A 21165-nucleotide genomic window follows, 5' to 3' on the forward strand; every position below is an offset into this window, starting at 1 on the left:
AGAGACCTCCGGACCGCCCTTGTCGACGTCCGGAGGAAAACCATGGTCTCTGCCGTGCCTGCTCAGGTGTGGATCCTTACGATCGTCGGTCTGCTGGCGATCGTCGCCTTCGATCTGATCGTGATCGCCCGCCGCAACCACACGGTCACCATCAAGGACGCGACCCGCTGGGTGCTGTTCTACGTCGGGCTGGCCGCCGTCTTCGCTCTGCTGCTGTTCGTCTTCAAACCCGGTGACGCGTCCGGCTCGGAGTTCGTCGCCGGGTACATCACCGAGTACAGCCTCAGCGTCGACAATCTGTTCGTCTTCGTGATCATCATGGCCAGGTTCGCGGTCCCGTCGCTGGCCCAGGACAAGGTGCTCTACATCGGCATCGTCGTCTCGATGCTGCTCCGCGCCGTCTTCATCCTGGCCGGCGCCGCCGCGATCGCCGCGGCCAGCTGGGTGTTCTACATCTTCGGCGCGTTCCTGGTCTACACCGCGGTCCGGCTCGCGCTCGAAGGCGAGAACGACGAGACGGACTTCCAGGAGAACGTGGTCATTCGCGGTATGCGCCGGATCCTGCCGCTGCAGCACGACTACGACGGCGCCAAGCTGGTCAGTACGAACTCCGCCGGCAAGAAGATGCTCACCCCGCTGGTGATCGTGATCTCCGCGATCGGCATGGCCAACGTGATCTTCGCGCTCGACTCGATCCCGGCGATCTTCGGCCTGACCCAGGACGCGTACGTCGTACTGACCGCCAACGCCTTCGCGCTGATGGGCCTGCGGCAGCTGTACTTCCTGATCGGCGGCCTGCTCGAGCGGGTCATCTACCTCAACGTCGGCCTGTCCGTGATCCTCGCCTTCATCGGCGTGAAGCTGATCATCGAGGCGCTGCACGGCTCGCACATCGACGACATCGGAGCAATCCACCTGCCGCACATCGGGATCGCCACCTCGCTCGGCTTCATCGCCGGAACCCTCCTCGTGACGACGGTCGCCAGCCTGATCAAGACCGGCCACGACCGCCGCCGCGTGGAGGCCGAGGTCGACTAGCTCTTCGCCGCTTCTGCGGCCGGTACTACGTTGCGCGTATCCGGCCGCAGTCGCAGGTAGAGCAGCGGGATCGGGGACAGGATCAGCCCCGAGACCGTCAGCGCGGTACGGATCGACGTCGCCCCGGCCAGCGCCCCGAGCGGGGGACCGCCGGCGACCTGGCCGATGGCGTTCGCCTGACCGACCATCGAGATCACCGTCGCGCGTGACTTCGAGTCGAGGTTGCGGTTCAGCCAGGCGGACTCGATCGGGTAGCTGATGGTGGCCGCGATCGCGCCGAACCACATCGCCGCCAGTGCGATCCAGAGCTGCCCGGCGAGGGCGAATCCGATCACGCCGGCCAGCTGGAACAGGCTGAGCAGGGCGAGCAATCCATTCGGGTGCAGAGAGTTGACCCGGTCGGCCGAGACCTTGTTGACCACTAGCGAAGCGCCCAGCGCCAGGAATGTACCGATCAGCGAGAAGACCGTGAACCAGACAGCCGGATTGGTCGTACCGAGCAGGTCGGGGAAGTGGAAGTCGGACAGGATCTTCACCGACCACAACCGGTCGAAGGCCTCACTGGACAGCCCTGAGATCAGGCTGATCAGCACCAGGGCACGGACCACCGGGCGGCGCCGGGCCACCGCCAGACCGTGCTTGAACGTGTCGGCCATCTGCTGGAAGTTGTCCCGCTCGGCGGCCGGGGTCGGGTGGAAGTTCTGCTCGCGCATGAAGAAGAACAGGACCAGGGCGAGCAGGATCATTCCGATGCCCGCCACCTTCATCGGCAGGCTCAGGCTGAGCAGCCCGATCGCACCCGCCGAGACGGTGCCGGCGATCTGCGCGGCCAGCGAGATCTGCTGGCTGCGGACGAAGATCGGGCCGACGTTGTCCTCACCGAGTTCGTCGGTGATCCAGGCCTGGTCGGCGCCCGAGGTGAAGGTGTAGCCGAGTCCCCAGATCACCTGGGCGATCAGGATGGCGAAGAACGCGGGAACGAAGCCCTGGAGCAGGAACGAGACCCCGATCAGGGCGAACCCGATCAGCACCGACAACCGCCGGCTGCGCAGGTCGGCGACGATCCCGGTCGGGATCTCGAACAGGAAGCAGGCGATCTCCATCGTCGTCCCGACCAGGACGAGCTGGAGCGGGCTGAGCCCGACTTCCTTGATCTGGTAAACGAGGTTGAGGGTGAAGGTCAGCGCGGAAAGATAGGCCCAGACGCCATGGAAGGCGTAGTAGGTCCGGGCCGGATCGGCCCCTCGGTAGGCAGGAAAAAACGGCATCGTGGCTGTACTCCTGAAAGCTACACGTCAGTTGGGCATGACAAAGCGCGACCGTGCTGGGCGACGGTCAAAGCGCCGGACGTGACGCACAACGGCACAGCTCGCCTGACAGTTGTGTCAGTCAGCGGCGGAAGTGCGCTTTCAGGAAGAAGCTTGCATGTCGCCGATGCTAAACCAGACTTCGGGTCGCCGCCCGCGAATTTCGTTACTCGCGGGCACCGAATACCCGGTTGGGCAGCCTCCGCAGGGGTACCATCGAAGAAGCCCGGCCCGGCCGTTCCCCCGTGATGGTCGGGTCGGGTCTCATACTGGCCGGGTGCTATCGACACTGCGGGACGTCACCGCACGGCTCGAGCTGACCTTCGAAAGTTTCGAGGAAACCCGCCCGGCCGACGCGGACTCGGTCGGAAACGGCAACTGGCTCGGGCACACTCCGACCGGGCAGTGCCTGGTACTGCGGCGCTATCACGTACTGCGCACCGAGGCCGACCTCGCCTACGAGAGCGCGGTACTACATCACCTCACGGCCAAAGGGTGGACCGTGCCGACGCCGGTCGCGGGACCGGTCTGGCACGACGGGCGGCTGTGGGCGGCGACGCGGTTCGTGCCGGGCAAGCCGCATGCTGCGGAGACCGCCGAGCAGGTCGAGAAGCGGGGGTCGGTACTTGCGCGGCTGCATGCCGACCTGCGGGAGCTCGAGCTGGGGCAGCGGCACGGGTTCTTCCAGGGATGCGATCTGGAGGCGATGGGTGCCTTCCAGGATTGGGATCCCGGTGTTGTTGCCCTGCGCACGGAACGCGGTGATCTGGCTGACTGGGCCGAGGCGGCGATGGCCGAGGTCAAGCAGCTCGTTGCTGGGAGCAACTTATCGACATTGCCGCAAACGGTGGTGCACGGCGACTTCGCGGAGTGGAACCTGCACATCACCGATGACCGGCTGAGCGGGATCATCGACTTCGATCTGGTGCATGCGGACAGTCGGTCGTGGGAGTTCGTGATCGCGCGCGTTCATCGGTCGCCGGGGCTGCTGACCGGTTACCAGCGGACGGCGACGGAGCTGGGCATTCCGTTGAGTGAGGAAGAGATGGCCGCGATCGACCCGCTGCAACGCGTCTTCCGGGTCAACATGGTGATGGCTGAGCTCTGGTCAGGACCTCGCACGGGGCGTTTCGACGTACCGATGATCGAACGGCAACTGGGTCGCACCGGCACTCCCAAGCCGTAGGGTTCAAGCCATGCCTGTGCTTGTTGAACCGGCCCTGCCCACTGGAATCCTGCGCGATGAAGAGCAGCCTCGGTTGATGGGTGACGGGCTGGTGCTGCGGCCGTGGGGTGTCGACGATGCGCCGTTGGTGCGGGAGGCCTTTGAGTGCCCGGATATCCAGCGGTGGCACGTTCGTCGGCTTGATACTGCTGAAGAGGCCATCGAGTGGACTGTTCAATGGCCTTTGCGGTGGGCTGCCGAGGAGGCTGTGAGCTGGGCCATCGTCGATGACGGCAATGAGCCGGTTGGGCAGGTGGGGCTGCGCAGCATCTCGTTGGCGGAGGCGGTGGCCGGAGTTTCGTACTGGGTGCTGCCGGCCGCACGGGGACGAGGACTGGCCGTGCGGGCTGTGCAGGTTATGTGTGATTGGGCTTTCGGCGAGGTCGGCCTCCATCGGTTGGAGAACCATCACTCGACCCTGAACGACGCCTCCTGCCGGGTCGCGGAGAAGACCGGTTTCGCTCACGAAGGAACGCTGCGGCAGGCGATCAAGCACGCCGACGGCTGGCACGACTGGCACGTCCACGGCCGCCTCCGCGCCGAAGTACTCGGCGGCCAGTGAGAACTCAAGTCTTGACATAAGCGGCAGGCAGCGGTTGACTGCGATATAGTTCACTAAGGAAATAAAGTCAGTGCATCAGGTCAAGGGTCGCAGCTCAGAGTGACCCCACCTGGCGCGCTGCCGGCCGCCCAGGTCCCGTGGAGTCCCGCGGGACCTTGTGGCGTTTGTTGCTATAAGCAACAAATCTGCCGAGCTTGTGGAGTCGGCCGGAAATCCTTGTAGGCAAGGCCGGAGCCGTCATGGTCAAGGTCCGGTATCGACAGTGAATGTTGCTCTTCCACTCATCGGGGTTCTGTGTCATTCTCCCGGTGGAAGCCAACATCCTATCGGATATCGGTTTGGCTCCGAGAAGTCAGCGGATCGTCACAGTACGTGCGGCAACACCGAAGGGACGCAGGTGTGAGCGGAACGATCGAGGTGAAACCGGCGCCGACAGCGCCGGCGCTGAATCAGGCGGTGAGAACGCCCCGGAAGATACCGCGGCCGAGCCGCTGGACCGAGGCGCGGCGCAGTTTCCGCCGGCACTGGCAGCTCTACCTGCTGATCATCGTCCCACTCGCGTACTTCGTGGTCTTCAAGTACATCCCGATCTCCAACGCGGTGATCGCGTTCAAGGACTACAGCCCGGTCAAGGGACCGTGGGGCAGCCCGTGGGTCGGCTTCAAGAACTTCGAACTGTTCTTCCAGAACCCGGTGTTCTGGACCCTGGTGAAGAACACGTTCTTTCTCGCCGCCTACACCGTGCTGGCCAGCTTCCCGATCCCGATCATCCTGGCGATCGCGCTGAACGAGATCCGGGTCGGCGTCTTCAAGAAGACGGTGCAACTCGTCACCTACGCGCCGTACTTCATCTCGACCGTGGTCGTGGTCTCGATGACGATCCTGGTGCTCTCCCCGCAGCTCGGGTTCGTGAACGACGCGATCGGGCTGTTCGGGATCCCGAAGATCGACTTCCTCGGCCGGCCGGACTACTTCCGGCACATCTACGTCTGGTCCGACGTCTGGCAGACCACCGGGTACTCCGCGGTGATCTACCTGGCCGCGCTGGCCGGCATCGACCCGGCGCTGCACGAGTCGGCCCGGATCGACGGGGCCAGCCGGTTGCAGCGGATCCGGAACGTGGACCTGCCCGGCATCATGCCGACCGCGGTGATCATCCTGGTCCTCGGCGTCGGCAACATCATGTCGATCGGGTTCGAGAAGGCCTTCCTGCTGCAGAACCCGCTGAACACCGCGCAGTCCGAGATCATCGCGACCTACGTCTACAAGACCGGCCTGCTGAACGCCGACTTCAGCATGGCGACCGCGATCGGGCTGTTCAACTCCGTCATCAACCTCGTCCTGCTGGTGGTCGTGAACTTCGTCGCCAAGCGGATCACCGGGAACGGACTGTGGTCATGAGCGTCACTCTGCAGGGAATCCGGCGGCCGGCCCGGCAGCCGAAGGGGTCGCAACGGACCGCGATCGAGGAGACCAGGACAGACAAGATCTTCCTGTTCGGCGTCAAGATCATGCTCTGGCTGGCGCTGATCGTGGTCGCCGTGCCGCTGATCTACATCGTTGCCAACTCGTTCAGCAGCCCGTCGGCCGTCAGCGGCGGCCGGGTACTGCTGTGGCCGATCGAGCCGAGCATCAAGGCGTACCAGGAGGCCTTCAGTGATCCGTTGATCATGAAGGGCTACCTGAACTCGTTCATCTACGCGATCGGCGGCACGCTGATCAGCGTCACGCTGACGATCGCGATCGCCTATCCGTTGTCGCGCCGGACCTTCTACGGCCGCAACGTGATCATGAGCGCGCTGATCTTCACCATGCTGTTCTCCGGCGGCCTGATTCCCACCTACCTGGTGGTCCAGGACCTCGGCATGCTGAACACCCGCTGGGCGATGGTGATCCCGAGCGCGATCGGGGTCTGGCAGGTCATCATCGCGCGGACCTTCTTCCGCTCGACCATCCCGGACGAGCTCTACGAAGCGGCCACCATCGACGGAGCCAGTGATCTGCGGTTCCTCTGGTCGATCGTGATCCCGTTGTCCAAGCCGGTGATCGCCGTCATCGCACTGATGTACGCGATCTTCCAGTGGAACAGCTACTTCGACGCCCTGATCTATCTGAAGGATCCAGGCCTCTACCCGTTGCAGATCGTGCTGCGCAACGTGTTGATCCTGAACACCCTGACCGGATCGACCACTACCACCAACCTGGCGCAGCAGCTCGAACAGCAACAGCTGGCCAACGTTTTGAAGTACGCGCTCATCGTCATCTCGAGCCTGCCCGTACTGATCATCTATCCATTCGTCGCTCGCCACTTCACCAAGGGCGTGATGGTCGGCGCGGTCAAGGGCTGAAAAGCCCATCCAGAAAGGAAACACAGCAATGCGCTCATCCGTGCGCACGGTCACCGCCTTAGTCGCGGCCGGCCTGCTCGCCACCGTGGCTGCGTGCAGCTCCGACAAGTCCACCGGGGCGACGAACGAGACGTCGGCCGACGGCAAGGTGATCATCGACACCTTCACGCCGGCCGACCAGACCATGAACCTGGACACCAACCAGGTCACCAAGATCATGAGCGACAAGTTCAAGATCCAGTTCCGCTGGCAGACCACCACCTTCGACGCCGGTCCGGCCAAGGAGAAGCGGCAGATCGCGCTGGCCAGCAACGACTACCCGGATCTGTTCTTCCTGATCCCCTGGGTGGACGCGTTCACGCAGGCCGAGGTGCTCAAGCTGGGCCAGCAGGGCGTCGCCCTGCCGCTGGAGCAGCTGATCAAGGACAACGCGCCGAACATCCAGAAGGCGCTGGACACCAACAAGACCTACAAGGAGATGTCGACCGCACCTGACGGTCACATCTACGCGCTGCCGCAGTGGGCCGACTGCTTCCACTGCAGCGCGTCGGACAAGCTCTGGATGAACAGCGCCTGGCTGAAGAAGCTCGGCCTGCAGCAGCCGAAGACCACCGAGGACCTGCGCAAGGTGCTGCAGGCCTTCAAGACCCAGGACCCGAACGGCAACGGCAAGGCCGACGAGATCCCGATGACGTCGGACGTCCAGGACAGCAGCCTGATCGCGTACCTGATGGGCGCGTTCGCCTACGACCCGGTCGGCGCGAACAACGGCGTCCGGTCGCTGCTCGCCCTGAACGGCGACAAGGTGGTCACCCCGGTGAACGCCCCGGCGTGGCGCGAGGGTCTCAAGTACATCGCCTCGCTGTACAAGGAAGGCCTGATCGACCAGGCCGCGTTCACCCAGAACGCGCAGGCGCTGCAGGCCCAGGGCAACAACCCGAAGGCGATCACGCTCGGCTCGGTACCGGTACTGCACCCGTACATCTTCGTCCAGGCCGACTCCAAGGACGGCCGGGACCGGCAGTACGACGCCGTCCCGCCGCTGACCGGCCCCGAAGGCAAGAGCTACACGGGTTGGAACTACCCGAGCTCCACCGGTTACACCTTCATGCTGACCAACAAGGCCAGCAAGGAGGCTCAGGTCGCGGCGATCAAGATGCTCGACTACATCTACACCGATGAAGGTCAGATGACGACCAACATGGGTCCGCTGGGCGTCGGCTGGAACAAGCCGGGACCGGGCGACGTCGCGCTCGACAAGAGCACCAAGCCGCTGTACAAGCCGGTCCAGAACGCTCCGAAGAACATCAGCTGGGGCGCGCTGGGGCAGTACAACAACACGCTCGCCTTCCGTAACGCGCAGGTCGTCCCGACCGACGCCCTGTCCGGAGCGGGGTACGAGCGGCGGCTGTTCGACGCCACCAAGCTCTACGAGACGCACTTCGACAAGTCGCAGTACTTCCCGCAGACCTCGGTCTGGCCGGACCCCAGCCTGAGCGGCGAGCTGGCCACCCTGCAGACCAACCTCAACTCCTACGTGAACCAGAACCAGCTGGCGTTCATCACCGGTTCGAAGAACCTGGACACCGACTGGGACGCGTACGTGAAGGGCCTGGACAGCACCGGGATGCCGCGCTACCTGGAGATCAACCAGCAGGCCTACGACAAGTACAAGGCCGGCAGCAAGTAAAGCACCCCCCTCCGGCCGTACCGGGAGCTCCGTCCAGCTCCCGGTACGGCCGTCCCTCTGCCTTCCGCCCCCTGCCTTTAAGGAAGCTCGCTGTATGTCGCACGAACTGTGGTTTCGTACTCCGGCGCCGGACTGGTTCGAGGCGCTGCCGGTCGGCAACGGGCATCTCGGCGCGAAGGTGTTCGGCCGGGTCGCCGACGAGCGGATCGCGCTGAATCTCGACGATGTCTGGTCGGGCGCGGGTGCACGGAAGCTGGCGGTGACCGACGGGCCCGAGGTGGTGGCCGACATCCGCCGGCTGCTGCTCGAGGAGGGCGACCGGTACGCCGCGACCGAGCGATCACGTGCGTTGCAAGGGCCGCTGGTCGAGTCGTTCCAGCCGCTGGGCGACCTGCTGATCACGTCGCCTGGTGATGCTTCGGAGTACCGGCGGTCGTTGGATCTGCGGACCGGGATCGTTGCGATCGACTACAGCCGTGGGGGAGTGCGCTTCCATCGCGAGACCTATGTGTCGACGCCGGACCAGGTGATGGTCTGGACGATCGAAGCCGATGCGCCGGGTGCTATCGACGTCGACCTCGCACTGACCAGTCAGCACCCGATCAGCCTCGACGCAGCGGACATGACCGCGACGATGGTCGGGCGTGCCCCGTCGGATCTGACCATCGAGTACCGGACCAGCCCCGACCCGATCCGCTACGAGGAAGGCCAGGGGATCGGCTTCGGCGTCGCCCTGCGCGCCTTCGCCACAGGTGGAACGGTCACCGCAACTGATGCCGGTCTCAGCGTTCGCGGTGCCGACAGCCTGACCGTTCTGTTGTCAGCAGCAAGTACTTTCCAAGGCTGGTCCGTTGTCCCTGGCTCCGATCCTGCCGTTTCGTTGCGCGAGGCAATTGACCTGCTCGAAGCGGTCGACCTCGGCGAGCTCAAGCAGCGGCATCTCGATGACCACATCACCCTGTACGACCGGGCCGGTCTGACCCTTGGCGAGCCGGTCGACCTGCCTACCGACGAACGCGTCAGCGCGGTCGCTGCCGGTGGTACCGATCCTGGACTGAGTGCGCTCATCTTCAGCTTCGGGCGCTACCTGTTGATGGCGTCCTCCCGGCCCGGAACGCAGGCCGCCAACCTGCAGGGCATCTGGAACGAGGACCGCCGCCCGATGTGGGCCAGCGACTTGACCAACAACATCAACACCCAGATGAACTACTGGCCCGCCGACGTCACCGGCCTGCGCGAGTGCTTCGACCCGTTGACCGACCTGCTCACCGGCCTGGCCGAGTCCGGCTCCGAGACTGCCCGGATTCTGTACGACGCACCCGGCTGGGTCTCACACCACAACTCGGACATCTGGATGGCGAGCTGGCCGGTCGGCGACGGCGGCGACGACCCCGTCTGGTCGATGGCGGCCACCTGTGGCGTCTGGCTCTCGGCGCATCTGATGGAGCACCACCGCTTCCACCCGGACCTCGACTTCCTGCGTGACAAGGCGTATCCGGTACTGCTCGGCGCGGCGGAGTTCGTGCTCTCGATGCTCGTCGAGGACGGCGAGGGACGGTTGCAGTTCATCCCGTCGACCGCGCCCGAGCACCACTTCTTCGTACCGTCGGGCGAGAAGGCGTCGGTCGACCTCACCACGACGTACGACAACTGGCTGATCCGCGAGTTGGTCGCCAATGTCGTCGAGGCCGAGGAGGCGCTTGGGTTGTCGAGCGAGGTCGCCGCGCGCGGGCAGGCCGCAGTACTACGGTTGCCGTCGATCGAGCTCGCGGAAGACGGCCGGATGATGGAGTGGCAGACCGACTGGCCGCCCTCCGAGTTCGACCATCGGCACCAGTCCCACCTCTACGGGCTGTACCCGGGTGCACAGATCGACCCGGCCGGTACGCCGGAATGGGCGGCTGCCGTGCGTGCCTCTCTCGCAGTACGGACGTCAGGCCGGCCTGCTGGCGGGTGGACCAGCGCGTGGCTGATCGCCTTGTGGGGAAGGCTCTTCGAGCCCGAGAAGGCGGCGGCCGTCCTGCGTGACTACACGAGCCGGCTCGTCTCGGACAACCTGCTCCACCGTGACGGCGACATCTTCCAGATCGACGCCAACTTCGGCCTCACGGCAGCCATCGCCGAACTCTTGATCCAGAGCCACACGGACGTGATCCACCTGCTGCCCGCGTTGCCTGCCGAGTGGCCGGACGGCTCGTACATCGGTCTGAGGGCTCGTGGAGGCCTTGCCTTCGACGTCACCTGGGCAGGCGGTCAGGTGCAGAAGGTCTCGGTGACCGCGGAGGTCGCAGGGACCTTCACTGTCCGTGTTGCCGATCGTGACGCCGTGGAGATCTCCATGTCAGTAGGAGAGACGGCCATCCTCTGATTAGGTTTGCCTATCCAAAGTTGTTGTAATCTCAACCAGGCCCCCAACTGGTTGAAGAGATAGGACAGCTTGTGAGTGGATCGGCTCGGCGGTTGGTCGCCGGCGCGATGATGATGGCGGTGCTGCTGGCGGGATGTGGCAGCAACGACAAGAAGTCGGCGGACACCGGCGTCGGTGACACGGACGTGGCGACCGGTGGGCGGCTGTTCTCCACTGCCGATGCGGAGACCGCGAAGCTCGGCTCGGATGCGCAGCCGGGGGCCTTCCCGCGGACGGTCAAGCACGCGCTCGGTGAGACCAAGATCGAGAAGAAACCCGAGCGGGTCGTCGTACTGGACAGCGGCGAGCTGGACGACGTGCTCGCTCTCGGCATCACGCCGGTGGGGATGGCGACCAACTCCGGGCAGACCGGCGTACCGAGCTATCTGGCCGACAAGGCGCAGGGCATCAAGACGGTCGGCAATGTCAGCGAGCTCAACATCGAGGCGATCGCCGCGCTGAAGCCGGACCTGATCCTTGGCTCCAAGCTGCGCGCCAATGACCTCTACTCCAAGCTCAGCGCGATCGCCCCGACCGTCTTCAGCATCCGGCCGGGGTTCCCGTGGAAGGAAGACTTCCTGCTGGTCTCCGAGGCGGTCGGCGAGGAGACCAAGGCGGTTCAGGTGCTGAACGACTACCAGAAGCGCGCCACCGAGGTGAAGGGCAAGATCGACGGTTCGCCGACGATCTCGCTGGTCCGGTTCCGGCCGGGGGAGATCCGGCTGTACGGCAACCTGTCGTTCATCGGCGTGATCCTGAAAGACATCGGGCTGCCGCGGCCGAAGGTGCAGGACGTGCAGGACCTGGCTGTGGAGGTCTCCGAGGAGAACATCGGCAAGGCGGACGGCGACTGGATCTTCTACTCCAGTTTCGGTCCCGCGACCGGTACCAAGGAGAACCAGGTCGTCGGCGGGGCGATCTGGAAGGCGTTGCCCGCGGTCAAGGCAGGCAAGGTCGCGCGGGTCAACGACGAGGTCTGGTTCCTCGGCCTCGGCCCGATCGGGGCGATGGCGACGCTGGACGACCTGGAGAAGCTGCTCGGCGGTAAGAGCTAGGTCGTAGGTTCGCCGCCCACGGGCAGTAGGCCGCGGGCGGCGAAGACCTTCTTGGCGGTGAAGATCGCGTTCAGTGCCTTGGGGAAGCCGCAGTAGCCGGCGGCGTGGGTGAGGGCCTCCACGATCTCGGTCGGGGTCAGGCCGACGTTGAGGGAGGTGCGCACGTGCACCTCGAGCTGCGGTTCGCAGCCGCCGAGGGCGGTGAGGATGCCCAGCGTGACGAGCTGCCGCTGCTTGGGGTCCAGGCCGGCGCGGGCGTAGATGTCGCCGAAGCCGAACGCGACGATGTGGTGGGCCAGGTCCGGCGCGATGTCGGCCAGTGCCTCCATCACGGCGGGGGCCGAGCCGCCGTCGACTGCGTTCAAGACGGCGGCGCCACGGTCGTACCGGGCCTGCTCTTCGGGGCTGTCGAGGCTGGGGGCCGGCGCGAAGGATTCAGTCATGCTTCGCACGGTAAGCGGTCGAAGGGTTACTCCGGGACACGACCCCGGTCGGTGACCGGGATGTGTGGCGCATGTCGCTTGACCGCTTCGGCGAGGGCATCGAATTCGAGCGGCTTGCCCATGATCGCGTGGGTGCCGGGCCACTGCCGCGATGGACCCCAGTGCCTTGAGTCGCCGGCCTCGGGATGGGTGATGACGACCAGATACGGGTCCCAGCCCTCGCCGTCCTCGCCGTGATCCCAGTGCCGCTCCACCCGGCAGATCCCGTGTACCTCGTCCCAGGGCAGGATCTGCGGCTGGTCGCCGCCGAGGTAGACGCGGTCGGCGTCGACACACAGCAGTACTTCGTCCGAGTCGGCTTCGTGGCGCGATTCGGCGGTGGTGATCGCGCCGACCAGGATGAGGATCGGCAGGCCGATCGCGAAGATCAGCGGTGCTCCGCCCCAGGACAGCCAGATGGCCTCCAGCGGTCTCCGCATGGGGGAGTCGGTGATCACGGCCCACAGGACGGCGCCGACGGTGAGCAGGATCTCGAGGGCGACGAGCAGCGCACCGACGTACAGGATGGACAGCGTCGTGCCGAGCCCGGTACGCCGTACGACGAACGGCTCTGTAGTCGTGTCCTCACGCATATCCCGCATTGTCGGTGCGTGGAGGGTCCCACGCCAGAAGTCACGGCGATTCGCGGTAACACCCGCGCTCTGTCGGCGATAGTCAGGCATAGGACGACCCGTGACCAGAGAGGGTGGATCGTGGCGGCCAAGTTCGAGGTCTACAAGGACGCGCGAGGTGAGTACCGGTTCCGGCTGAAGGCGCCGAACGGGCAGATCATCGCGAGTTCCGAGGGGTACAAGAGCAAGGATTCCGCACTGAACGGGGTCGCGTCGGTGAAGAAGAACGCCGCCGACGCCCTCGTGGACGACCAGAGCTAGCGCCCTGGGTCAAGGGGGTCCGGGTCCAGGCCTGTTGCCTTGGGCAACGGGTCTGGAGCCGTACCTTCGGACGGTGCGGTGGTACCAAGGGATGAAATGAGCCCGCCGTCGGGATGATCGGGGTCGCCCCGGCTTTGGTCCGGGACGGGCGTGGGCAAGAATCGACCTCATGTCCGACCGCCAGACACTGCCCAACCGCCGCAAACCCGGAGCCGGCCGCCGTAAACCGGGTACCGGGCGGGCTTCCTCGCGCGCCGCTTCGCGGCAGCAACGCAAGGGCGGCAGGTGGCGCCGAGGCTGGTTCATCGCGTTGCTGGCGCTCCTGGTCACGCTGCCTCTGCTGTTCCACCGGCGGATCCCGAACTCGTTCGGCAACCTCGGCAGCCTGGTCGATACCTTCCTGCCGTGGGTCGGCGTCGCCATTCCTTTGCTCGCCGTCGCGGCGATCGTCCGCCGCTCTGCTACTGCTGGGGTCGCGCTGCTGGTGCCGACGCTGGTCTGGGGAATGATGTTCGGCAACGCGCTGATCCCGGGCAAGGGCGGTGGCGCGGCCGATGTGCGAGTGCTCTCCCACAACGTGGACGCGGCCAACAAGGATCCGGAGCAGACCGCGCAGGACCTGCTCGCGGCCGATGCCGACATCGTCGCGCTGGAGGAGATCACTCCGGCCGACCTGAAGATCTACAAGGCGCAGTTCGCTGAGACCTATCCGCACGTGGTTGCGCGCGGCACGGTCGCCCTCTGGTCGAAGTTCCCGGTTGAGGAGAGCCAATCGGTCGACGTCGGCTTCGCCTGGACGCGTGCACTGCGTGCCGAGGTCGCGACTCCGCAGGGCAAGGTCGCGGTCTACGTCGCCCATCTGGCTTCTGTCCGGGTAGGCACCAGCGGCTTCACCTCTGACCAACGCAACAACACCATCAAGCAACTGGGCCAACAGATCGCCCAGGAAAAACTGGCCGGCGTGATCGTCATGGGCGACTTCAACGGCACCGCCAACGACCGCAGCCTCGCCCCCCTCACCTACGGCCTCCGCTCAGCCCAAGGAGCCGCCGGCTTCGGCTTCGGCTTCACCTGGCCCTCCAAGTTCCCCATGGCAAGAATCGACCACATCCTCGTCCGAGGAGTCACCCCCACGAAGGCCTGGGTAATGGACTCAACCGGCAGCGACCACCGCCCTGTTGTGGCCGAACTCCGCATCTGACGGCCAGCCCGCCACCCGTCAGGCCAGCTGGCGGGTCTGCGACGGCTGGCTGGTTTTGGTGCCGCTGGCGTGATGCAGCGCGCTAGCGGCACGATAACCCGCCAGCGACGACAGGCATCGACCTGCCGTGTCGGCTATGCCGCTGGCCGGCTGTCGACCTCCGCACCCGCCCAGTCGTCTGCGGTCGTCGGCTGGGCGAGTGCGTGGACGTTTGAGTGGACCGGCTTGTCGGTCGGCCCCGGTATGCGGAAGGCCGCGATCGGTTGTCTTCCCGCACGGTCAGCTCGGCTCGGCGGGTGTCTACTCTCGATGCGCGCGACGTAGGAGCGCAGAGCTGGGTGGGTATGAGCGTCGAGTGGTGAGCTACGGAGGAGCGAGCGGCGAGGCGGCGTGGGGATGCCTGGGGTGGGGTGCTGCGGTGGGTGTGCTCGTCAGGCTTCGGCTAGGCCGTGGCGGTAGGCGTAGCGGACTGCTTCGGCGCGGTGGCGGGCGCCGATTTTGGCGAAGGTGTTGTTGATGTGGGTTTTGACGGTGGTTTCGCCGATGAAGAGGAGGTCGGCGATCTCGGCGTTGCTCAGGCCTTGGGCGATGAGTTTCAGGACCTCGCTCTCGCGGGCGGTGAGGCCGTCGTTGCGGGGGGCCGGGGTCGGGTTCAGGCCGGCGATCAGTTTGCGGGAGACCTCGGGGTCGAAGGTCGACTGCCCGGCGGCTGTTGCGTGCAGAGCCGCGCCGATCTCCACCCGGCCGGCGTCCTTGGTCAGATACCCACGTGCTCCGGCCCGCAGCGCCAGTGCGATCGATTCGTCATCGGCGTACGTCGTCAGTACCAGAACAGCAACCTCCGGGTACTCCGCGGTGATCCGTGCCGTCGCCTTCACCCCGTCAAGCACCGGCATCCGCAGATCCATCAACACCACATCCACCCCACCAGCAGCCACAACCTCAATCGCCTGCGCCCCGTTACCGGCCGCTCCCACCACCTCGACCCCATCGATCAGCCCCAGCAACGCGACCAACCCTTCACGAACAACCTGCTGATCATCCGCAACCACCACCCGCACCACCTGCTCAGCCATGCACCACCACCCACTGACCAACACCCGGTACCACCACGGGCTGCCCAGCGCCCGGTACCAATGTCAGCTGGCCAGCATCCGGCGCCAGCACGCGCATCGACGAATCAGGCATCTGCCACCTCCGCGATGACCAGCCAGCCGTCGCTGACTGGGCCGGCCTCCAGGCTGCCACCGACCAGGGCCAGGCGCTCCCGCATCCCAGCTAGCCCGAAACCGTTGTTGGCTGGTCCGGCCTCCGGCTGGCTGCGGTCGAGCGCAGGTAGCTCTCGCATCCCGGCCAACCCGAAACCGCTGCCGGTTGGGTCGGCTCCTGGCTTGCCGCCATCGAGGGTGAGTTGCTCCCGTGCCTCCGCGAGCCCGGGCCTGTACCCGGGCGAGGCGGTGGGATCCAGGAGCGGATCAGCCGGGTGCCGGTCCTGTGCTTGGCCCGTTGTCGGGTTGTGGATGGTTAGGCGGAGGGGGGTGTCGTAGGAGAGGTGGATGGTGATGGGTTGGGTGGGGGCGTGGCGGGCGGCGTTGGTGAGGGCTTCTCGGGCGGCGCCTAGGAGGGCGACGGTGATGCCTGAGGGGGTTGGTCGGGGAGTACCGGATTTTGTTGTTGTGACCTTGGTTTGGTGGTCCGTGGAGTGTTGGTCGGCCAAGGCGGTGAGGGCCTCGGGTAGGGATGGTGCCTCGTCGGAACGTAAGGCGGCGACGGCGCTTCGGGCTTCGACCAGGCCTTGGACGGCGAGGCGGCGCGAGCGGCGTACGCGATCCAATGCACCGGCCGTGTCGTTGCGGTCGGCAAGCAATGCTTCGGCTAGCTCGAGTTGCACCGACAACGCACCCAAGGAATGGGCCAGTACGTCGTGGAGGTCGCGCGCGATTCGGCCGCGTTCGTCCAGGGCGGCTGCGCGGGCGTGCTCCTGTTGGGCTAGCTGCGTCTGCTCGAGCAACTGCGCCGTCTGACGAGCCTGTACTTCGTACTGCCGCCGATTGAGTCCGAACGCGACCAGGATCGCCGTCCACATCAACTGGCTCAAGTACCAGCCGACCGAGCGATCCCACCACACCGCCGAGAGCGCGAAGGCAATGGCGCAACTGATGCCGACGGCAATGATCGGGCGGTTGCGCCAGGGATGCACCATCACGGCGATGTCGGTGAGCGGGATGAGTACGAGCACGAGCGCGTTCGACCCGGATACGCCGGTGACGAGCGCCGAGCTGATCGCGGCGTACGCGAGGAAGCCGAGCGCCCAGTACGGCCGGTAGTTCATCAGGAAGGTACCGGCCAGGAAGGTGACCAGGCCGACCCCGAGCACGACCCAGACCCAGCGTTGCTCCGGCCGCGCGGTCGCCAGCACGCCGATCGCCACGGCCGACGTCATCGCCCGGCCGAGCCAGCCGGTCTCGCCGAAGATCGCCCTCGTGTTCACCTGCTCGAGTACTCCTCAGCCTGTCGATGTGCTTTGGACTGGACGACTACCGACTGGACCAGCAGGTTGGCGCCCAAGGTCAGTAGGAGCGACCCACCGCCAGAGGTGATCGTCGCACCCAAGAGGTGCCCCACGCCGGCAAGACCCAGCCGGAGGACGAGGTAGCCGACCATGATCCCGAGCCCGGGCAGCCCGAGTCGGTAGAACACTTTCGGACCCCGATGCTCGACCTGCGCGACGCGTCCGGTGGCCAGTCCGGCGAAGAGCGCGAGCCCGACGCCGAGGATCAGCAAGGTGATGTCGAGCGGCCCCAGCTCGGCGCCGGTGAGCTTGTCGTGCAGTTGGTAGAGGCCGATACCGGCCATCACGAGTGGGCCGCGCCAGACGTCGGTGTCGGAGTTCTCCAGCTCCGACCAGGACAACCGGCGGGCGAGGACGGCGATCACGATCACGACCACGATCGCGGCATTGGCAAGGGAAGAAATCGACATGATCCTGAAGTTAGAAAATTACTGCCACGTTTCGGACCGCCTATGGGTGGAGATCGGGGTGGAGAAACCCACCGGCGCGGCCCGGTGGGATCGAGTGCGGCGAGGAGAGTAACGTTCCTCACCGGTAGCGTCACTAAGCGTCAGGACGACGATGCGGAGGCCGGCTTGTGTTAGCGCAAGACTCGATCCTGCGGCTCGATGCCACAGCGATCGACTACATCATCATCGCGTTGTACTTCACGTTCGTGCTCGGCATCGGATACCTCGCCAAACGCGCGGTCTCGAACAGCCTCGACTTCTTCCTGTCCGGGCGATCACTGCCCGCCTGGGTGACCGGCCTGGCGTTCATCTCGGCCAACCTGGGCGCGATCGAGATCATGGGCATGTCGGCCAACGGCGCGCAGTACGGGATGCCGACCGTGCACTACTTCTGGATCGGCGCGATCCCGGCGATGCTGTTCCTCGGCGTCGTGATGATGCCGTTCTACTACGGCTCCAAGGTGCGCAGCGTGCCGGAGTTCATGCTGCGGCGGTTCGGCAAGACGGCGCATCTGGTGAATGCGATCAGCTTCGCCGTCGCCCAGGTGCTGATCGCCGGCGTGAACCTGTTCCTGCTGGCCACCATCGTCAACGTGCTGCTCGGCTGGCCGATCTGGCTGTCGCTGATCATCGCCGCGGCGATCGTGCTCAGCTACATCACCCTCGGCGGTCTGTCCGCGGCGATCTACAACGAGGTGCTGCAGTTCTTCGTGATCGTCGCCGCGCTGCTGCCGCTGACCATCATCGGCCTGCACAAGGTCGGCGGCTGGCAAGGACTGGTCGACAAGATCACCGCCGATCCCAACGGTGGCAGCCAGCAGTTGCATGCCTGGCCGGGCGAGCAGCTAAGCGGTTTCACCAGCAGTTGGCTGTCCGTGATCGGGGTCGTCTTCGGCCTCGGCTTCGTGTTGTCGTTCGGCTACTGGACGACGAACTTCGTCGAGGTGCAGCGCGCGCTGGCCAGCAAGAACATGTCGGCCGCCCGGCGGACCCCGATCATCGGCTCGTTCCCGAAGATGTTCATCCCGTTCATCGTGATCATCCCCGGCATGATCGCCGCCGTCGCGGTCCCGGAGATGCAGCAGCTCAAGGCCAACAAGGGTGACGGTTCGGTGACCTACAACGACGCGTTGCTGCTGCTGATGCGCGACCTGCTGCCGAACGGCATGCTCGGCCTCGCCATCACCGGTCTGCTGGCCTCGTTCATGGCCGGTATGGCGGCGAACCTCAGCTCGTTCAACACGGTCTTCACCTACGACCTGGTCGAGCGGTACATCGTCAAGGACCGCGACGACGCGTTCTACCTGCGGCTCGGCCGCTGGGCGACCGTCGGCGGCACCATCGTCGCGATCGGCACGGCGGCGATCGCCTCCGGCTACAGCAACCTGATGGACTACCTGCAGCAACTGTTCTCGTTCTTCAACGCCCCGCTGTTCGCCACCTTCATCCTCGGTATGTTCTGGAAACGGATGACGGCGACGGCCGGCTGGGTCGGCCTGGTCAGCGGTACCTCGACGGCGATCCTGGTCTTCATCCTGTCGGAGACCGGCGCGATCGACCTGCCCGGGCAAGGTGCGAGTTTCGTCGGCGCCGGCGCGGCCTTCGTGGTCGACATCCTGGTCAGCATCGTGGTGAGCATGGCGACCAGACCGAAGACGGACGAGGAGCTCAAGGGGCTGGTCTACTCGCTGACCCCGAAGCAGGACCGGACCGAGGTCGCCGAGGAGGGCGACCACGGCTGGTACCGCAAGCCGACCGTGCTGGCCGGCATATCGCTGGCGATGGTCGTCGTGCTGAACATCGTCTTCGGCTGAGAGGGGCGGACAGATGGCAGACAAGAAGAAGGCCGGCGCGTTCGACATCCGGGTGGTGATCGCGCTGCTGATCGCGATCTACGGGGTGGTGCTGACGATCCTCGGGATCATCGCCGACCCCAAGGAGGTCGACAAGGCGGCCGGTATCAACATCAACCTGTGGGGCGGGCTCGCGATGCTCGTCTTCGCGGGCATCTTCATCCTGTGGGCCCGGCTGCGGCCGATCGTCGTACCGGTGGAGAAGGCGAGCGAGTGACCTGTCGGCACCACTGGTCGTGGTAGGACCAGTGGTGCGTGTCCGTTTGACGAACATCGGCGTCCGGGCAGATCCTGCTGCTCGGACGTCGATGTTCCTACGCTCGGTAGTACCCGAACAGGAGGAATCCGAGATGACGATCACGCAGAGCCGGACGGATCTGCCGGCGCTGGCCACGCAGTACGCCGAGCAGGGCTTCGTACTGGTGAAAGGCCTGCTCAGCAAGGAAGAAGCGGCCGCCTACCGGGAGACCAGTCACGCGTTGCTGGCCCGGCTGAACCGCGAAGACGACCCCACCTGGCAGTCCGCGATGGGTATGTCGAACGCGAAGACCCGGCTGCAGCATCTGCACGACGCGCAGTTCTACGACGCGGCGTTCTCGAAGCTGCTGGTGGACCCGCGGTTCACCGACGTGGCCGCTGCGGTGATGGGGGTGGAGGACGTCCAGCTGCACCACACCAAGCTGTTCGTGAAGCCGCCGGAGAACGGGTCGCCGTTCCCGCTGCACCAGGACTATCCGTTCTTCCCGCACAAGTACCACCGGGTCGGCGCCGCGATCTTCCACTTCGACGACGCGCCGGAGGAGAAGGGCTGCGTCCGGGTGATCCCGGGCAGCCACCTCGCCGGGCCGCGGGAGCACGACCCCGAGGGGTCGTTCCACCTTCCCGACGTACCGTTCGACGACGCCGTCCCGCAGCCTGCCGAGGCCGGCGATGTCCTTTTCTTCACCTACCTGACCGTCCATGGCTCCGGCGTGAACGTCAGCAGCGAGCCGCGCACCACTTGGTTGGTCCAGTACCGCGACCCCTCCGACCCGCCGACCGTGAAGACCCATGATCACTCGCTCGGGCAGGGCATGATCCTGAGAGGGATCGACCCCACCGGTCGCGGTTCGGTGTAGGAGGTTTGCTTGAGCCTGGCAACGGTCGCCGCGGCGGAGCGGTTCGTCGACCTCTGGGGGCTCTTGGAGTCCTGTGAGGTCGGCGAGTTCCGTGCGGACTTCGTGAGCTGGGGGCATTACCGGCCGGAGTACTGGCGTAACTACTGGCACAGCCACTCCTTCTATGAGGTGTGTCTGGCCTACTCCGGTGAGGGACGGTTCAACTGTGGCTCGGCGGAGTACGACGTCAGCGCGGGGGATCTGTTCCTGGCAAGGCCGGGTGATGTGCACGAGATCGAGTCCAGCCGGTCGGCGCCGCTTGGGATCGCCTTCTGGGGCTTTACTTTCCGCCCGACGTCCGTTGTCTCCGGCACCGGATGGTGGTCGGGGCTGAATCGGCCGGACGGGCCAGTGATGTCGCGCGAGCTGGGTGGGCTGCCTGGTCTCGTCACTGCGTTGGCAGGTGAGGCTGCGGAGCCGCGGTCCGGGTACGGCGAGGTAGTGGCGGCACTGGGGGCTGCGCTCGTGCTGGACACGGCGCGGGCGTTCGCACTCGACCAGGATCTGTCGGTGGCTCCCGTAGTACGGGAGAGAGGGTTGGTGGTGGTTGAGGCGATGCAGCGGCATCTGCTGGACAACCTGGCTCGGCCGGTGACCGTACGGGAGGTGGCGGCTGCAGTACATCTGTCGGAGCGCCACGCGGAGCGGCTCTTCCGGCAGGTCATCGGGGCGTCGATGATGTCGACGCTGCGCCGGATGCGGCTGGAGCTCGCCGCGCAACTGCTGTTCGACCCGGCGTACACGGTGACCGAGGTGGCGCGCGCTTGCGGGTACTCCGACGTACGGCCGTTCTCCACCGCGTTCAAGCGGCATTACGGCCGTACGCCCGGAGAGTTCCGGCGTACCGGCGGAACCTCCTTCGTCTGATGCGGTAATCTATGGCTATGCGAGTGACCCTGCTCCTTAGTTAGCCGTACTGGCGCCTT

The 21165-nt window shown here is 65.7% G+C and carries 20 protein-coding genes; 14 read left to right on the forward strand and 6 right to left on the reverse strand.

From position 1 onward, the window contains the following. Positions 1-54: 54 nt before the first annotated feature. Positions 55-1038: a TerC/Alx family metal homeostasis membrane protein gene (locus tag OHA70_RS24115; RefSeq protein ID WP_328321332.1), complete on the forward strand. Its 984-nt coding sequence runs from the start codon at positions 55-57 to the stop codon at positions 1036-1038. Here the strand turns inward: OHA70_RS24115 and OHA70_RS24120 are convergent. Then, positions 1035-2306, reverse strand: coding sequence for an MFS transporter (locus tag OHA70_RS24120; RefSeq protein ID WP_328321334.1), 1272 nt, complete (start codon positions 2304-2306; stop codon positions 1035-1037). The genes OHA70_RS24115 and OHA70_RS24120 overlap by 4 nt on opposite strands. Positions 2307-2622: 316 nt before the next feature. On the opposite strand from OHA70_RS24120, the gene OHA70_RS24125 reads away from it, so the two are divergent. From OHA70_RS24125 to OHA70_RS24155, 7 genes are all read left to right on the forward strand, one after another. Beyond that, positions 2623-3531, forward strand: coding sequence for a phosphotransferase enzyme family protein (locus OHA70_RS24125; protein WP_328321336.1), 909 nt, complete (start codon positions 2623-2625; stop codon positions 3529-3531). A gap of 10 nt (positions 3532-3541) precedes the next feature. After that, positions 3542-4132, forward strand: coding sequence for a GNAT family N-acetyltransferase (locus OHA70_RS24130; protein ID WP_328321339.1), 591 nt, complete (start codon positions 3542-3544; stop codon positions 4130-4132). A gap of 456 nt (positions 4133-4588) precedes the next feature. After that, complete coding sequence (locus tag OHA70_RS24135; protein WP_328321341.1) at positions 4589-5533, forward strand: ABC transporter permease; 945 nt, start codon at positions 4589-4591, stop codon at positions 5531-5533. Continuing rightward, positions 5530-6480 (forward strand): carbohydrate ABC transporter permease, encoded by a 951-nt coding sequence (locus OHA70_RS24140; protein WP_328321343.1) that lies wholly within the window; start codon positions 5530-5532, stop codon positions 6478-6480. Before OHA70_RS24135 ends, OHA70_RS24140 begins: the two co-directional genes overlap by 4 nt. A 28-nt stretch (positions 6481-6508) precedes the next feature. Beyond that, positions 6509-8170 carry an ABC transporter substrate-binding protein gene (locus OHA70_RS24145; RefSeq protein WP_328321345.1) on the forward strand — a complete coding sequence of 554 codons (1662 nt, stop codon included), beginning with the start codon at positions 6509-6511 and terminating at the stop codon, positions 8168-8170. 94 nt (positions 8171-8264) lie between these two features. Continuing rightward, on the forward strand, positions 8265-10538 hold the full coding sequence (locus tag OHA70_RS24150; protein ID WP_328321347.1) for a glycoside hydrolase family 95 protein: 2274 nt from the start codon (positions 8265-8267) through the stop codon (positions 10536-10538). A 71-nt stretch (positions 10539-10609) separates the two neighbouring features. Continuing rightward, positions 10610-11632 (forward strand): ABC transporter substrate-binding protein, encoded by a 1023-nt coding sequence (locus OHA70_RS24155; protein ID WP_328321349.1) that lies wholly within the window; start codon positions 10610-10612, stop codon positions 11630-11632. Here OHA70_RS24155 and OHA70_RS24160 read toward each other — a convergent pair. Together OHA70_RS24160 and OHA70_RS24165 are read right to left on the reverse strand one after the other, a co-directional pair. Then, on the reverse strand, positions 11629-12075 hold the full coding sequence (locus tag OHA70_RS24160; RefSeq protein ID WP_328321351.1) for a carboxymuconolactone decarboxylase family protein: 447 nt from the start codon (positions 12073-12075) through the stop codon (positions 11629-11631). The genes OHA70_RS24155 and OHA70_RS24160 overlap by 4 nt on opposite strands. A gap of 26 nt (positions 12076-12101) precedes the next feature. Further along, positions 12102-12707 (reverse strand): hypothetical protein, encoded by a 606-nt coding sequence (locus OHA70_RS24165; protein WP_328321353.1) that lies wholly within the window; start codon positions 12705-12707, stop codon positions 12102-12104. A 120-nt stretch (positions 12708-12827) separates the two neighbouring features. On the opposite strand from OHA70_RS24165, the gene OHA70_RS24170 reads away from it, so the two are divergent. Next, the gene (locus OHA70_RS24170; protein ID WP_328321355.1) at positions 12828-13007 is read left to right on the forward strand and encodes a YegP family protein; all 180 of its coding nucleotides are present in this window, start codon (positions 12828-12830) and stop codon (positions 13005-13007) included. 169 nt (positions 13008-13176) lie between these two features. Further along, positions 13177-14208: an endonuclease/exonuclease/phosphatase family protein gene (locus OHA70_RS24175; protein ID WP_328321357.1), complete on the forward strand. Its 1032-nt coding sequence runs from the start codon at positions 13177-13179 to the stop codon at positions 14206-14208. Between the two features lie 431 nt (positions 14209-14639). On the opposite strand, the gene OHA70_RS24180 is transcribed toward OHA70_RS24175, so the two are convergent. The 3 genes from OHA70_RS24180 to OHA70_RS24190 all read right to left on the reverse strand — a co-directional run bounded on the left by OHA70_RS24180 (position 14640) and on the right by OHA70_RS24190 (position 17190). After that, positions 14640-15284 carry a response regulator transcription factor gene (locus OHA70_RS24180; protein WP_328321359.1) on the reverse strand — a complete coding sequence of 215 codons (645 nt, stop codon included), beginning with the start codon at positions 15282-15284 and terminating at the stop codon, positions 14640-14642. Between the two features lie 104 nt (positions 15285-15388). Continuing rightward, on the reverse strand, positions 15389-16699 hold the full coding sequence (locus OHA70_RS24185; RefSeq protein ID WP_328321361.1) for a histidine kinase: 1311 nt from the start codon (positions 16697-16699) through the stop codon (positions 15389-15391). Further along, the gene (locus tag OHA70_RS24190) at positions 16696-17190 is read right to left on the reverse strand and encodes a hypothetical protein (protein ID WP_328321363.1); all 495 of its coding nucleotides are present in this window, start codon (positions 17188-17190) and stop codon (positions 16696-16698) included. The genes OHA70_RS24185 and OHA70_RS24190 overlap by 4 nt, the downstream gene beginning before the upstream one ends. 167 nt (positions 17191-17357) lie before the next feature. Here OHA70_RS24190 and OHA70_RS24195 point away from each other — a divergent pair, with 167 nt between their 5' ends. From OHA70_RS24195 to OHA70_RS24210, 4 genes are all read left to right on the forward strand, one after another. Beyond that, entirely contained in the window at positions 17358-19043 is a 1686-nt protein-coding gene (locus tag OHA70_RS24195) for a sodium:solute symporter family protein (protein ID WP_328321365.1), read from the forward strand. A gap of 13 nt (positions 19044-19056) precedes the next feature. Beyond that, positions 19057-19299, forward strand: a complete 243-nt coding sequence (locus tag OHA70_RS24200; RefSeq protein WP_328321367.1) for a hypothetical protein — start codon at positions 19057-19059, stop codon at positions 19297-19299. A gap of 133 nt (positions 19300-19432) precedes the next feature. Next, positions 19433-20200: a phytanoyl-CoA dioxygenase family protein gene (locus OHA70_RS24205; RefSeq protein ID WP_328321369.1), complete on the forward strand. Its 768-nt coding sequence runs from the start codon at positions 19433-19435 to the stop codon at positions 20198-20200. Between the two features lie 9 nt (positions 20201-20209). After that, positions 20210-21106: an AraC family transcriptional regulator gene (locus tag OHA70_RS24210; protein ID WP_328321371.1), complete on the forward strand. Its 897-nt coding sequence runs from the start codon at positions 20210-20212 to the stop codon at positions 21104-21106. Positions 21107-21165 lie beyond the last annotated feature (59 nt).

It is taken from the genome of Kribbella sp. NBC_00382, assembly GCF_036067295.1.
Lineage (GTDB): Bacteria > Actinomycetota > Actinomycetes > Propionibacteriales > Kribbellaceae > Kribbella.

Coding starts and splice junctions, on each gene's coding strand:
- OHA70_RS24120 (WP_328321334.1), bottom strand. CDS start 2,306: ATGCCGTTTTTTCCTGCCTACCGAGGGGCCGATCCGGCCCGGACCTAC.
- OHA70_RS24130 (WP_328321339.1), top strand. CDS start 3,542: ATGCCTGTGCTTGTTGAACCGGCCCTGCCCACTGGAATCCTGCGCGAT.
- OHA70_RS24140 (WP_328321343.1), top strand. CDS start 5,530: ATGAGCGTCACTCTGCAGGGAATCCGGCGGCCGGCCCGGCAGCCGAAG.
- OHA70_RS24145 (WP_328321345.1), top strand. CDS start 6,509: ATGCGCTCATCCGTGCGCACGGTCACCGCCTTAGTCGCGGCCGGCCTG.
- OHA70_RS24150 (WP_328321347.1), top strand. CDS start 8,265: ATGTCGCACGAACTGTGGTTTCGTACTCCGGCGCCGGACTGGTTCGAG.
- OHA70_RS24160 (WP_328321351.1), bottom strand. CDS start 12,075: ATGACTGAATCCTTCGCGCCGGCCCCCAGCCTCGACAGCCCCGAAGAG.
- OHA70_RS24165 (WP_328321353.1), bottom strand. CDS start 12,707: ATGCGTGAGGACACGACTACAGAGCCGTTCGTCGTACGGCGTACCGGG.
- OHA70_RS24175 (WP_328321357.1), top strand. CDS start 13,177: ATGTCCGACCGCCAGACACTGCCCAACCGCCGCAAACCCGGAGCCGGC.
- OHA70_RS24180 (WP_328321359.1), bottom strand. CDS start 15,284: ATGGCTGAGCAGGTGGTGCGGGTGGTGGTTGCGGATGATCAGCAGGTT.
- OHA70_RS24190 (WP_328321363.1), bottom strand. CDS start 17,190: ATGTCGATTTCTTCCCTTGCCAATGCCGCGATCGTGGTCGTGATCGTG.
- OHA70_RS24200 (WP_328321367.1), top strand. CDS start 19,057: ATGGCAGACAAGAAGAAGGCCGGCGCGTTCGACATCCGGGTGGTGATC.
- OHA70_RS24205 (WP_328321369.1), top strand. CDS start 19,433: ATGACGATCACGCAGAGCCGGACGGATCTGCCGGCGCTGGCCACGCAG.